The organism is Nocardia uniformis NBRC 13702, from assembly GCF_001613345.1.
In the GTDB taxonomy this organism is placed as follows: Bacteria; Actinomycetota; Actinomycetes; order Mycobacteriales; family Mycobacteriaceae; genus Nocardia; species Nocardia uniformis.
Genome location: NZ_BDCE01000129.1, coordinates 1 through 12,912 on the forward strand (window position 1 = coordinate 1; position 12,912 = coordinate 12,912).

Sequence of the window (12,912 nt, forward strand, 5' to 3'; positions counted from 1 at the left end):
GGTCGTCGCCACCCACGCGACGGCGGCCGTTTCCAATACAGCAGGCGGGGTCGGGCGGAACTTCCCGGATGAATCGGGCACTTCCATGATATGCATCACATGGCCCTGTGCGACGACAAGCATGTGCAAATGCAGCTCAAATCCAGTGTGGTGAAGAAGATCTGAGCCACCGTCGGCTGTCTCCGCGTCACTCGCCGAGTCGTCGTGCCAGCGTCGGCTTTCCCGGTCCGGACAGTTCGCCGACAATGCCGCGGCGTCCCGCCATCGCCATGAGCAGTGCTTCACCGGGGCCCGCCACTTCGGCGCCGGTGCCGACCTCCCAGTCGAGATCGGTTGCACGCAAACGCAATCCGCGGATTGATAGGGGCCGGGGCGTCGCGCTCGGCCCGCCTCGGTCAGCAGCCGCACTGCTCGCCCGATGGCGTTGTGGTCCCAGAGTGAGCGATCCTGGTTGCGCAGCAACACAATTCGACCATCCGTGCCGAATCGAGCTGTCGCCCTGGCGCGGTGCAACCGGATCAGTGCGAGTAGACCCATGACCTCCGGCTCCCCGGGCAGCAGCCGATCGGTCAATGTTGCCAGCCATTCGGCATCGGCTGCCAGATCGAGCCCACCTGCCTGCTCGGTAGCGAGGTAGCCCTCATTGAACAGCAGATAGATCACGGCGAGCACTTCCGGCAGCCGCTCGCCGAGCTCGTCCTCGGCCGGAATGCGATACGGAATCCCGGCCTGTGCGATCTTTCGTTTCGCCCGCGTGATCCGCTGCGCCACAGTCGATTCCTGGACCAGGAAGGCCTTGGCCAGCTGGGCCGTGCTCAATCCGCACACCATACGCAGCGTCAACGCCACCTGGGCATCACGTGACAGCGCCGGATGGCAGCAGGTGAACATCAGCCGCAACCGATCGTCCACCTCGTCGTGCACGGGCCACCGCACTTGCCGCAACTTATCGCGATAGGTGGCCTCGCGACGCAGCACGTCGAGTCCGCGCCGCCGCGCGACCGTGAACAACCACGCCTGCGGATACTCCGGTATGCCGTCGACCGGCCATGCGCGCAGGGCCTTCTCGACTGCGTCGGAGACCAGATCCTCGGCGGCGGAGAAGTCACCGAGCAGCGTCACCAACGACGATGCCAGCCGGCTACCGTGCTCGCGCACCACCTCCGCGAGCACTCGCGCCGCCTCGGCATCGGTCACATCAGCACCGGCCGGATCTCCACCAGCGGACATCCGGGCCAGGTCCGCGCCATCCGGATCGCCTCATCCAGATCGGCGATCTCCACCTCCACATAGCCACTGACAACCTCCTTGCCCTCGACGAAAGGACCGTCGGTGATCAGCGGCGCCGCACCGGGCGTGAGCCGCACCGTGGTCGCGGTTTCCGGACCGGTGAGTTTGCGGTTGTGCAGGATCTTGTCGGAGTGTTCGCCCAGCCATTCCTGGACCCGCGCGAACCCACGATCCCGTTCGGCCTGGTCCATCGCCTCCCAGTCCTTCTCCCACTCCTCGGTCTCGCAGAACATCAGCACGTATTTCATGCCGGTCACCTCCTTCACTCATTAGACGATCGGGAAGGCGCCGAATCCGACAACATTCGGTGAATACGTGCGCGGCCGGGGGCGATACCGGTGGTCACCCGGCTCGGGGCCAGGGACTCGGGATGTGGTGTCCAGGTCATGGGGTAATGCTGGCGACGCCTGGCAGTTGTCCGAAACGAGCTTTGGTGTCGAGGGAAACGATGGTGCGGGCGGTCTCGGCGGCATGGGAGGCGATGATGAGGTCATGGGCGCCGCGTGGGGTGCCTGTTTGCCGGATATGGGCCAGTAGCTGGGCGTGGTAGGCCGCTGTCCGCTGGGTGTAGTCGAGTACCTCGATATCTCCCAGGAGTAGGTCCAGCCTGCGTGACCGTGCTGCTGCCCGTTCCGGGGTGTCCGCCAGTTCGATGCCCACCCGGAATTCCGCAACTGTCACCGCCGCGATGGCGAGTTCGTCGTTGTCGAAGAGGGAGCGGTCGATCTTTGCGCGTTCGTAGGCGATGAGGATGCCGGTGTCGAGGATCAGGCGTCGGCCCACGGGTCCCTCGGTTCATCGGTAACCAGGGACAACGCGTTGGCGATATCGGACTCGTAGTCATCGTCGAATGGCGGTACGTCGGTGTTCTCCAGAGCTTCCCGAAGTGCGCGCCCGGTTCGTTTCGGTGCGGGGGCGATGGTCGCGACGGTGCGCCCGTGGCGGACGATCGTGATGGTTTCGCCACGCTCGGCGCGGTCGAGCACGGCGGAGAAGTTCCGAGATGCCTCGGCCGCCGATATCGTGGTCATGAATTCAGAATATCTGAATTTGTAGTCCGAGTCCCGTGATTACCGCATCCGAACTGGCGGCGGTGTGCCTGGGGGTCGGTCTATTCTCCGCGTCAGTCCGATAGCCCGATCCGTGCGTGCAGTCGGCGTAGTGGTTGTGGCGCCCACCAGTTGGCGGGGCCGGCCAGGCGCATGAAGGCGGGGACGAGGATGGCGCGGATGATGGTCGCGTCGACGAGGATCGCGACCGCCATGCCCACGCCGAGCATCTGCACGAATAGCACTCCGGCGGTGGCGTATACGGCGAAGGAGAGGGCGAGGATGGCGCCTGCCGCGGTGATGAGTGGTGCGCTGCGTTGCAGTCCGGTGGCGACGGCGGTGGTGGTGTCGCCGGTGCGGTCGTATTCCTCCTTGATTCGGGAGAGTAGGAATACCTCGTAGTCCATGGACAGGCCGTATGCGATGCAGAACATCAGGATCGGGATGGAAGGGTCCAGGGTGCCGGTGGCGGTGAAACCGAGCAGGCCGGACAGATTCCCTTCCTGGTAGACCCAGACGAGTGCCCCGAACATGACTGCGAGACTGAGCATATTGAGCACGGTGGCCTTGAGCGGGATCACCACACTGCCGGTCATCAGGAACAGGATCACGAATGTCACCACGAGCATCAGGCCGAGCAACAGTGGCAGACGGTCGACCACCGAGGAGCGGTAGTCCGCGAGTTCGGCGGGGTACCCGCCGACCAAGACATCGAACGGGGCCGGTGTCGCGCGGACCCGGTCGACGAGCTCGACCGGGTCGCCTGCCATCTGCTCGGCGGTCGGGACCACCGACAACCAGGTGCCGTCCGCATCGTGCCGTAGGAATCGGGCCGGATCGCCGGCCCCGGCGCGTTCACCTCGGATGAAAACGCCGGCGCTGGAATCGATCTGGGCGACGCCGGGCAATTGGGAGAGTGCCAGCGCGTACTCCCGCACGTTGGTGGCCTCGCCGGTCGATACGACTTGCAGCGCGTCTGTTTCCTCGGCGGGGAACTGGGCTCGGATGATCTCTTGCGTCTGGCGGGCCGGTGCGGATTCGGGCAGGATCCGGTCATCGGCCACGCCGAATCGCAGGCCGAGGAACGGTGCGCCGAGCAGGAGCAGTACGAGGGTCGCGGCGCCACCGTAGACGAGTGGTCGGCGCATGACGCGGGTCGCGAAGGTATGCCAGAAGCCGGTCGTCGATTCGCCGCGATCGGTGGTGCGCAGCACCCTGGTGCCGACGGTGGCCAGAATGGCGGGGAGTACGACCACCGCGCCGAGGATGCCGCCAATGACCACTCCGATTCCGGCGTAGGCGAAGGAGCGTAGAAAGTCGAAGGGCAGTGCGAAGAGTACGACGAGCGAGGCCGCGACGGTCAAACCGCTGAAAATCACTGTGCGCCCGGCTTTTTCGACGGCATAGGCGACCGCGTCGTGCTGGTTCCGGCCCCGACGCACTTCCTCGCGGAAACGGGCGATCACGAATAGCGCGTAGTCGATCCCGAGGCCGAGACCCATGGCAAGCGTGAGGTTGAGTGCGAAGGTGGAGATGTCGGCGAACAGCAGCGCCCCGCGCAGCAGCGCCAGGCTCACGATCATGGCGAAAACGCCGACGACGATCGGTAGCAGTGCGCCGAGCACGCGGCGGGAGTAGAGCCACAGCAGGACGAAGACGAGCGGGAAGATGATCATCTCGGCGCGCAGGAAGTCCTGTCGTGCCTGCGGGACGGTCTGCCGGAACACCTCCTCGCCACCGCCGGACCGCACGTCGATCACCTCGTTGCCCCGGGTCAGTTCCGGAACCAAGGCGGGCAGAATCCGGCCGCGGACGGTATCGGCGTCACCCGGGATCCGAGCGACCACCAGGGCATGGCGTCCGTCCGCACTGCGCAGGGTGACGGGGTTGCCCCGGCTCCAGTAGGACGCCGCCTCGGCAACTCCGTCGGAGCCCGCGAGTTCGTCGGTCAGCGTGCGGCCCGCGGCGACGACCGCGGGGTCGTCCACGGTTCCGGTCTTGGCGGTGACCAGCAGGATCAGGTCGACGCTTCCGGTGTCGAACCGGTCGGCGAGTTCGGTTGCCGCACGGTCGGATTCCGAGCCCGGTGCCTCGAACCTCGCCAGCGACAGGCTGCCGACCGTTCCGGCCGCGATCCCGGCCAGGCCGATCGTGCCCAGCAGGGCTGCGATCAGCACCAGGCGACGGCGCCGCACCAGGAGGTAACCGAATCGGCGTAGCCAGGGGGTGGTGGGGGTGGAAGTCGGGGGCGGTTGCGTGGTGACCATCATTCGCTCCAAAACTCGGTAAACTACTCGTGTTTACCGTTGGAGATATAAATACAAGTAAATGCTCGTATTTGTCAAGGAGGTACGACGTGGCTGCAGCGCAGCGACCTGTTCGACGTCAGGCGCGCGGACTCAAGCGCATGGCGGAGATCCTCGACGCCGCCGAACTGGTCATCACCGAGGTGGGATACGCCGAGATGACCACGAACGCGGTCGCCGCCAAGGCGGGGATGTCACCCGGCTCGCTGTATCAGTATTTCCGCAGCAAGGACGAGATCCTCGACGGACTACTGACTCGTTTCACCGACGATCGACGCCGGTATTGGGATGATTGGCTGACCGACGATCGCGCGCGAATGCCGTTGCCGCAGTTCGTAGACCAGGTGATCGATGAGGTCACGGCCTTCAAGGGAGACCACCCCGCCTACTGGACACTGCTGCACGGGTCGACAACCGGCGACCGGCTCACCACCGCCTCTGAGCAACTGCACAGTCATATCGCCGAAGGCTTCGCCGTGGCCCTGGCTCGTCGTGCACCCGACCTCCCCATCGAGCGGTGCCGAGTGGTCGCCACGCTCGCCTTGGCGATGGTCAAGGCCGTCATGCCGCTGGCAGCCGCGGCCCCCGCGGCCCTCGCATCGGAACTGATCATCGAATTGAAGGTCATGCTGCTCGGCTATCTGACACCCACATTCGGTGATTGAAACCCGGGCGCGGCACCGGACTTCCGGTTCGCGTCTTTCGACAGCGACGCCGAGCACACCGCTGCGAGTCCAGGCCAACTGGTGCCCTGACGGTCACCGCGCTCACCGGCACCACGGACGAGAACGCCGGACTGGGCTCCGCCGTTCTCACCTCGGTCCAACAACTCGGTGGTGCAGTGGGATTGGCGGTTCTCGTCGCACTCGCGACACAACGTCGTGACGCGCTGGCCGCCTCGCTCGCCGACCAGCGGGCCGTGACGGAAGGGTTCTCCTTCGCTCTGAGGATCGCCGCGGCGCTCGTTGTCCTCGGCGCGGTACTGATAGCGACGATGCTCCGAGACACCACACGTCCAGCGACTCAGAAAGCGGTCGGCTAGGGGTGCGTCACCCTGCACCACAATGGGGAATCCGGGTGCGGCTGGTCGGCCGCACCCGATCCGTGTGTGATCAGCGCACGTACGACACGACGGCCATCATCCCGGCCTCACCGTGATACGCGTTGTGGCAGTGCACCATCCACTGCCCGGGATTATCAGTGTCGAAGTCGACCTCGACGGTCTGCATGGGCAGCACGATGGAGGTGTCCTTGCGGGGTCCGTTGCCGGAAGGCGTGACCACCTGGAAGGTGTGGCCGTGCAGGTGCATGGGGTGGAACATCATCGTTTTGTTGATGAACCGCAGCCGAACCCGTTGTCCCTCGGTCACATCCAGCGGGGCATGATCGGGGAACTCCTTGCCGTTGATCGTCCAGATGTACTTCTTTTCATCCGAGGCGAGGGTGACGTCGAGCGTCTTGTGCGGCTTCTGGCTGGGCAGCCGCACCGATTCGGCGGAGGTGAGCCCGTCGGCGGTGAGGGGCGGGGTGGCGAGCTCGGCGGGGCGCACGTCGGCCGGGGGCGGTGTGCCGCCGCCGGTGCGGATGAGCGCGAACCCCTGCGGTCCGGTCTTGCCCTCGGGAACGGCGATCAGAGGGAAGACGCCGTCGGCCAGGTCGATGATGGCGTCGAAGCGCTCTCCCATACTCATCAGCACGCTGGCCGCTGTGTGCGGCTGCACCGGGAATCCGTCGGTGTGGGTGATGCGCAGCTGATGGCCGCCGACGGCGACGCGGAAGACGGTGTCGGAGGCGGCGTTGATGATGCGCAGCCGCATGCGCTGGCCGGGTCGGCCGGTGAAGGTGACCGGGTCGGTGCCGAGGCGTCCGTTGATCAAGTAGTACGGGTAGGTCACGTCACCGGCGTCGGAACCCAGCGGCGCGTCGGGGTCGGTGGGCATGGACATGCTGGTCGTGTCGCCCATGCTCATGCCGCCGTGGTCCATGCCGCCGCCCATGTCCATGCCCGACATGCCCTTGGCACGCAGTTGGTCGAGTTCCTTGTCGGGGTCGCGGCCGTCCACGCCGTCGAGCCAGTCGTCGAGTACAACAACGGCTTCCACGTCGTAGTCCTTGCCTTCGGTGGGGTCCTCGATGATCAGCGGCGCGTACAGGCCCCGGTCGAGCTGCACCCCGACGTGCGGATGGAAGAAGTACGTCCCGGCATCGGGCACGGTGAACTCGTATCGGAAGTTGCCGCCCGGGGCGATCTCGGGTTGTGTGACGCCGGGCGCGCCGTCCATGTCGTTGCGCATCGCGATGCCGTGCCAGTGGATCGTCGATGGCGCGGGTAGGGCGTTGGAGAAGTCGGCGCGCAGCACCTCGCCGCGGGTGAGCCGGATCTCCGGCCCCGGCACCTTGCCGTCGAAGGCCCAGGTCCGGACCTGCACGCCACCGAGGTCCACGGTGGTCGGTTCGGCACGCAAAGTCACGTTCCGCACGGTCGCGGAGGCGCTTCGGCGGCTGTTCTCGGCGGCGCGGACCGCATCGGAGTCGGGCTGGACGAGGGCGCGAGAGCTCTGGGAGCCCTGGGAACAGGCGGCGAGAACAGCGGATGCGGCTACACCGGTGCCGAGGGCGAGGAATCCGCGCCGGGTCAGCGGTGTGGGAAGCGGAAAATGGTTGAACGACATGGGTTCTCCCTGGATCAGACAGTCGGGGCGCATCGCACCGAACGAGACCGGTGCGCGAGGGTCCTCGGGGACGGGCAACGGTGACGCCCGATGGTGGTTGGATTCTGCAAGCCGAGCCGACCGAACATGCCTCGGACATATCGTGCCGCAGCGACTGCTGTCGCGCGGGTAAGTGACGAGGCGTGTACCGCGCGGTGGCGGTGCGCGCGATCGGATTCAGGCATGGGAGCGCACCTCAGGGCCGTAAGCGGCACCGAGGAGGAGATCTGTCAGATCCGCAGAACCGACAATTCGGCCAGGGCGGGGGAGGTCCACGGTGGTGGCCGCCCGCAATGCATATGCCAGTGCCGCGATGTCGACAGCTGCCGGTCGCCGGAAGGGTTTTCGGAGCGATACAGCAGCACCAAGCCGACGGTGAGCTCCAGTGCGGACAGGACGAACACACACGTGTGTATGGCGGAGTGCACAATGATTTCGTCGTCACCCGCACCGGTCGCCGCGAAGTCTCCGTGTTCGCCCACGCTCACGACAGAGTTGGGTCCCGCGCCGTGCTGGATCAGCATGACCCCCGCATGCATGGCAGCGATGCCGACGAGCAGCGCCAGCAGGACGAGTATCCGGGGTGGCCCGGATACTCGAAGCGGGAGGCGGTGGTCGACCACGCCGCCATCATAGGTGGATAGGACTACTCGCTCCGCAACCCCGTAGGGATATCCAGCAAATCGAGCCGGGCGCAGCATCACGAAACGTCCGCGTGAGGTTGGCCCGGTGAGTGCGTCCCCGCCGCGGGCCGCGTCCCCGCCGCGGCCAATGCGACACGGGCTCGCCGGTCGTAGAAGGGGAACACCGCGATCACCGCAGATAGCCCTTCTGATCGAGCCTAGCTGCAGGCCTCGTGTCGCGGCGGTTGCGCACTCGGACCACGGGCTTCGTTGAGGCTCAACCGATGCGGTTCATTCACCGGGACCAGGTGCTGTCTACGTCACTCTTGATCAAATACCCTAGGGGGGTATAGTGCTTGTCGAGCGGTCGGAGGCGACCGTGGAAGTGCGTACGGATCGGAGTAGTGATGGGCAGCACGACGCAACCATCCACCCAACAGCGAATCGAGTTGGCGATCGGTGGCATGACCTGCGCGTCGTGCGCCAATCGCATCGAGAAGAAACTGAACAAGCTCGATGGCGTCACCGCGACGGTGAACTACGCGACCGAGAAGGCGCGCGTGGAGTACTCCGGCGATCTCGCGCCCGAGGAACTAGTCGCCACGGTCGAGGAAGCCGGTTACACCGCCGCGCTCCCCGCACCGATGGCCGAGACTCCGGACGCCTCGGAACCCGCTGCGGCAGAGATTGATCCGACGGCCACGCTGCGGCAGCGGTTGCTGATCTCGCTGGTGCTCTCGGCGCCGGTGATCGCCATGGCGATGATTCCGGCGCTGCAGTTCACCAACTGGCAGTGGCTGTCGCTGACCTTGGCCGCGCCGGTGGTGGTGTGGGGCGCCTTGCCGTTCCACAAGGCGGCCTGGACCAACCTGCGCCATGCCACCGCCACCATGGACACGCTCATTTCCATCGGCACCCTCGCGGCGCTCGGCTGGTCGCTGTACGCGCTGTTCTGGGGCACCGCCGGGATGCCGGGAATGACGCATCCCTTCGAATTGACCATTGCCCGCGACGGCGGTGCGGGCAATATCTACCTGGAAGTGGCCGCGGGTGTCACCACCTTCATTCTGGCCGGACGCTACTTCGAGGCCCGCTCCAAGCGGCAGGCCGGTGCCGCACTGCGCGCGCTGCTGGAACTCGGTGCCAAGGAAGTATCGGTACTGCGAGCCGGTGTGGAGGAGCGCATCCCCGTCGATCAGCTCGCGGTAGGCGATCAGTTCGTGGTGCGTCCCGGTGAGAAGATCGCCACCGACGGTGTGGTCGTGGAAGGTGCTTCGGCGGTCGACGCCTCCATGTTGACCGGCGAGTCGGTGCCGGTGGAGGTCGGTATCGACGACGCGGTGGTCGGCGCGACCGTCAATGTCGGCGGTCGAATCGTGGTGCGCGCGACCCGAATCGGCTCCGACACCCAGCTGGCACAGATGGCGACGCTGGTCGAGGAGTCGCAGAACGGCAAGGCGCAGGCGCAGCGGCTGGCGGACAAGATCTCCGGCATCTTCGTGCCCATTGTGATCGCGCTGTCGGTGGCGACCCTCGGGTTCTGGCTCGGTGCGGGTGGTTCCGTCGCCGTCGCCTTCACCGCCTCGGTGGCCGTGCTGATCATCGCCTGCCCGTGCGCCCTCGGTTTAGCTACGCCCACCGCGCTGATGGTGGGCACGGGCCGCGGTGCGCAGCTGGGCATCCTGATCAAGGGTCCGGAGGTGCTGGAGTCGACCCGGCGGGTGGACACCGTGGTGCTGGACAAGACCGGCACCGTCACCACCGGCAAGATGACCCTGCTGAAGGTGCACGCCGCCGACGGTGAGGACGACGCGCGGGTTCTGGAACTGGCTGGGGCGCTGGAGGATTCGTCCGAGCACCCGATCGCGCAGGCTATCGCCAAGGGCGCTCGGGACAAGGTCGGCGACCTGCTACAGGTCGAGGGTTTCGCCAATGTCGAGGGCCTCGGTGTGCAGGGTGTCGTGGACGGGCACGCGGTGGTGGTCGGACGCCGGCAACTGCTGGCGGACTGGTCACAGCAGCTCGACGTCGAACTGGAGCGGGCCATGTCCGCCGCCGAATCCGAGGGCAAGACCGCCGTCGCGGTCGGCTGGGACGGTAAGGCGCGCGGTGTGGTGGTCGTGGCCGATGCGGTGAAACCCACCTCCGCCGAGGCGATTACGCAACTGCGGGCGCTGGGGCTGACTCCTATCCTGCTCACCGGCGACAATGCCGCCGCGGCCCAGGCGATCGGTGACGAGGTCGGCATCGAGCAGGTGATCGCCGAGGTCCTGCCACAGGACAAGGTCGACGTCGTCAAGAAGTTGCAGGCCGAGGGCAAGGTCGTCGCCATGGTCGGCGACGGCGTCAACGACGCGGCGGCACTGGCCCAGGCGGACCTCGGTCTGGCCATGGGCACCGGCACCGACGTGGCGATCGAGGCCAGCGACCTGACCTTGGTGCGCGGTGACCTGCGGTCCGCGGCGGACGCGATCCGCCTGTCCCGCAAGACGCTCGGCACTATCAAGGGCAATCTGTTCTGGGCGTTCGCCTACAACGTGGGCGCCCTGCCGTTGGCCATGGCGGGCCTGCTGAACCCCATGCTGGCGGGTGCCGCGATGGCGTTCTCGTCGGTGTTCGTGGTCAGCAATAGCCTGCGGCTGCGCCGCTTCCGCTCCAACAACGGATGACGCGCAGGGATACCGAGTATCGAAACATCGGGCGGGACGGCCACCTCGAGCCGTCCCGCCCGCTTCGCCCGAGGAGGGAACATGTCGACAATCACCAATACGGCACGGCGGGTGGTTCGGCACCCGGCGACCCGAACTATTGCCCGCTGCGTCGCGGCCTGCGCTGTCGGCGCACTGCGGACCGCGCTGCGCCCCGAGCCGGGCGCCACGGGTCCGGCACAAGTCGGCGCGCGATCTGACCTGCGCAGGTGAGGCCCCCGGTGGGCTGAGCGCCGGGGACCGCCGTCGGCAGACGGTTGGTGGCCGGTCGGCGAACTACGTAGTCAGGACGACGCCGATGGCACCGGGAATCATGACCATGAGGGGCCCGGTCCCACTGGTCTCGTATCTCAACCGAGCGCCGGGCACGGCGAGGGTGTTCGCGTGAGCGTCAAGGTTATTCATCGGATGTCTCGTGCTCGGCCACTCGCCGAAGGCGAATTCGACGGTGGCCCACAGCGATAAGAGCGACTTTGCCGACGAGTACCGCGACGATGATGCCGATGGTCGGGCCGGTCCAACCACCCGACAGCACCGCGCCGCCAAGCCCGAAATGCACCGTGAGCGCTACGGCGACGATCGCGGCCAATAGCAGGGTTCGGTTGATGGAAACGTGGTGGCGAGTGTGGGATACCCTGCGCGCGAAACTCATCGGGTCGCGCCCGTTTCCGGCGTCGCCGCAGGCGATTCGTCTTGTCGCCATTCCACGGTCAGGCGCTCGAGTCGCCCAAATCGTTCGAGATCGCGGGTGATGAGCTCCTCGATGCGCCGCAGGTTCGTCTCGTCGGACGCGCTCACCCGCAATGTCAGCGTCTTCGCGTCGGCGGTGAGCTTGCACTCGCCCCACGGCTCGATCGCCACGGTGCCATGCGTATCGGTCCATTCGGCATGCACTCGCAACTCGCCGCTATCAAGCTTGGCTCCCAAATGGATGCGCGGCCCGTGGTGGGTGGCTCTGCCCATAGATGAGGCGTGTTTGCACAGTTGTGTGAGGTATCGGCTCGGGTTGTCGGCGAGCACGTGGGCTTCGGCGGTGGGCATCGGGGCGACCTTCCTCGGAATATCGACTTCGCCCTTCCAGATTTATCGAGACAGAGTGTCTTTGTCAACACGCAGTGTATCGATAGCGGCAGAATGTATTCTGGGCTGGTGCCGAAGCTGTGGAATGAGACCATCGACGCGCATCGGCGTGAGGTGCGTGCGGCGATTCTGGACACCACCGCCACGCTGGTCGCCGAGTACGGGCTGCGCGGGGTGACCATGTCGGCGATCGCCGAGCGAGCCGGTATCGGTCGGGCGACGCTGTACAAGTACTTCTCCGATGTCGAGTCGATCCTGACCGCGTGGCATGAGCAGCAGATGGCCGGTCACCTCGCCGAAATCGCCGAGATCCGCGATCGCGCGGGAGCTCCGGCCGAACGGTTGGCCGTCGTGCTCGAGGCCTTCGCGGTGCGGTCTCGTCGATCACAGGGGCACGACAGTGCCATCGCTGCGACGCTGCATCGTGGTCGCCACATGACCGCGGCGGAACAGCACGTGCACACCATGATTCGGGGGCTGATCGCGGAAGGCGCGGCGGCCGGAAGCATCCGCGCGGATGTCAGTGCCGCGGAGTTGGCTTCCTACTGCGTGCACGCCCTCACTGCCGCCGAGACCTCGACGTCGACGGCAGCGGTGCGCCGCCTCGTTGAGGTGATCATGTCCGGTTTGCGGCTGGCACCGTAATTCAGAGGAAGCTCTGTGATGCGCACAGGGCAGCTGTGGCTGCGCGGATTCTGATCGCGCAGAGCGGGCGGAGGCGTATGAAGCGGGTCCTGGTTACGGGCTCGGCGCATGCCGTCGTTGCCGGCGTTGGTTATTCGGCGAATCCAGAACCGCCCCAAGAGGTGTGGGGGGACTACGTCCTGAGCGCAGCGCCTCGACCGGCTGCGTGCGCAACAACGTCCAGAACTCGCGTGTGCGGCCCTGGCCGACTGGGCCGGGGAACAGGTCGGTCTGGCGTTCATCCCGCCCGGTCAGCCCTGCGCAACGGCTACATCGAATCGTTCAACGGCCGCCTGCGCGACGAATGCCTCAACATCAACGGCTTCTGGTCGCTGACCCAGGCGAGGGTCGTGATCAGCGATTGGAAGGACGAATACAACCACCGCCGAAGACATTCCGCGCTGGGCTACAACACCCCGGCCCGATACGCTGCAACCTGCATCCATCGATAACCGGCTCTC

Annotated in this window: 13 protein-coding genes and 3 pseudogenes; 6 read left to right on the forward strand and 10 right to left on the reverse strand. The window is 66.2% G+C overall.

The features are described from left to right. Positions 1–187: 187 nt before the first annotated feature. The 6 genes and pseudogenes from NU1_RS40995 to NU1_RS39545 form a co-directional block, all read right to left on the reverse strand. A pseudogene (locus NU1_RS40995) lies at positions 188–361 on the reverse strand (maleylpyruvate isomerase family mycothiol-dependent enzyme); the annotation flags it as partial. 38 nt (positions 362–399) lie between these two features. Beyond that, positions 400–1,230, reverse strand: a pseudogene (locus tag NU1_RS44090) (RNA polymerase sigma factor); the annotation flags it as partial. Next, a complete protein-coding gene (locus tag NU1_RS39530) occupies positions 1,194–1,538 on the reverse strand; it encodes a YciI family protein (protein ID WP_067529634.1) in 345 nt (114 codons plus the stop codon). The pseudogene NU1_RS44090 and the gene NU1_RS39530, both read right to left, overlap by 37 nt. A 136-nt stretch (positions 1,539–1,674) precedes the next feature. Then, positions 1,675–2,073 (reverse strand): PIN domain-containing protein, encoded by a 399-nt coding sequence (locus NU1_RS39535; protein ID WP_067529620.1) that lies wholly within the window; start codon positions 2,071–2,073, stop codon positions 1,675–1,677. Continuing rightward, positions 2,058–2,321, reverse strand: a complete 264-nt coding sequence (locus NU1_RS39540; RefSeq protein ID WP_067529623.1) for a type II toxin-antitoxin system Phd/YefM family antitoxin — start codon at positions 2,319–2,321, stop codon at positions 2,058–2,060. The genes NU1_RS39535 and NU1_RS39540 overlap by 16 nt, the downstream gene beginning before the upstream one ends. 92 nt (positions 2,322–2,413) lie before the next feature. After that, the gene (locus tag NU1_RS39545) at positions 2,414–4,606 is read right to left on the reverse strand and encodes an MMPL family transporter (protein ID WP_067529636.1); all 2,193 of its coding nucleotides are present in this window, start codon (positions 4,604–4,606) and stop codon (positions 2,414–2,416) included. Positions 4,607–4,695: 89 nt separating this feature from the next. Here NU1_RS39545 and NU1_RS39550 point away from each other — a divergent pair, with 89 nt between their 5' ends. Both NU1_RS39550 and NU1_RS39555 read left to right on the forward strand, forming a co-directional pair. Further along, complete coding sequence (locus NU1_RS39550) at positions 4,696–5,310, forward strand: TetR/AcrR family transcriptional regulator (RefSeq protein WP_212762341.1); 615 nt, start codon at positions 4,696–4,698, stop codon at positions 5,308–5,310. Beyond that, a complete protein-coding gene (locus tag NU1_RS39555; RefSeq protein ID WP_067529624.1) occupies positions 5,307–5,687 on the forward strand; it encodes an MFS transporter in 381 nt (126 codons plus the stop codon). Before NU1_RS39550 ends, NU1_RS39555 begins: the two co-directional genes overlap by 4 nt. A gap of 70 nt (positions 5,688–5,757) precedes the next feature. On the opposite strand, the gene NU1_RS39560 is transcribed toward NU1_RS39555, so the two are convergent. Next, positions 5,758–7,317: a multicopper oxidase family protein gene (locus NU1_RS39560; protein ID WP_067529640.1), complete on the reverse strand. Its 1,560-nt coding sequence runs from the start codon at positions 7,315–7,317 to the stop codon at positions 5,758–5,760. A gap of 269 nt (positions 7,318–7,586) precedes the next feature. After that, positions 7,587–7,979 carry a hypothetical protein gene (locus NU1_RS39565; protein WP_157553640.1) on the reverse strand — a complete coding sequence of 131 codons (393 nt, stop codon included), beginning with the start codon at positions 7,977–7,979 and terminating at the stop codon, positions 7,587–7,589. Positions 7,980–8,386: 407 nt separating this feature from the next. Between NU1_RS39565 and NU1_RS39570 the strand changes: the two genes are divergently transcribed. Both NU1_RS39570 and NU1_RS42075 read left to right on the forward strand, forming a co-directional pair. Beyond that, entirely contained in the window at positions 8,387–10,648 is a 2,262-nt protein-coding gene (locus NU1_RS39570) for a heavy metal translocating P-type ATPase (protein WP_067529628.1), read from the forward strand. Between the two features lie 81 nt (positions 10,649–10,729). Next, positions 10,730–10,900: a hypothetical protein gene (locus NU1_RS42075; RefSeq protein ID WP_157553642.1), complete on the forward strand. Its 171-nt coding sequence runs from the start codon at positions 10,730–10,732 to the stop codon at positions 10,898–10,900. Positions 10,901–11,084: 184 nt separating this feature from the next. Here the strand turns inward: NU1_RS42075 and NU1_RS42080 are convergent, their stop codons facing one another. After that, positions 11,085–11,339, reverse strand: coding sequence for a hypothetical protein (locus NU1_RS42080; RefSeq protein WP_157553644.1), 255 nt, complete (start codon positions 11,337–11,339; stop codon positions 11,085–11,087). Beyond that, positions 11,336–11,728 carry a DUF2218 domain-containing protein gene (locus NU1_RS39575; protein WP_067529630.1) on the reverse strand — a complete coding sequence of 131 codons (393 nt, stop codon included), beginning with the start codon at positions 11,726–11,728 and terminating at the stop codon, positions 11,336–11,338. The genes NU1_RS42080 and NU1_RS39575 overlap by 4 nt, the downstream gene beginning before the upstream one ends. Before the next feature lie 108 nt (positions 11,729–11,836). Here NU1_RS39575 and NU1_RS39580 point away from each other — a divergent pair, with 108 nt between their 5' ends. Next, positions 11,837–12,412 carry a TetR/AcrR family transcriptional regulator gene (locus NU1_RS39580; protein WP_067529632.1) on the forward strand — a complete coding sequence of 192 codons (576 nt, stop codon included), beginning with the start codon at positions 11,837–11,839 and terminating at the stop codon, positions 12,410–12,412. Positions 12,413–12,613: 201 nt separating this feature from the next. Further along, positions 12,614–12,903, forward strand: a pseudogene (locus NU1_RS41000) (integrase core domain-containing protein); the annotation flags it as partial. Positions 12,904–12,912 lie beyond the last annotated feature (9 nt).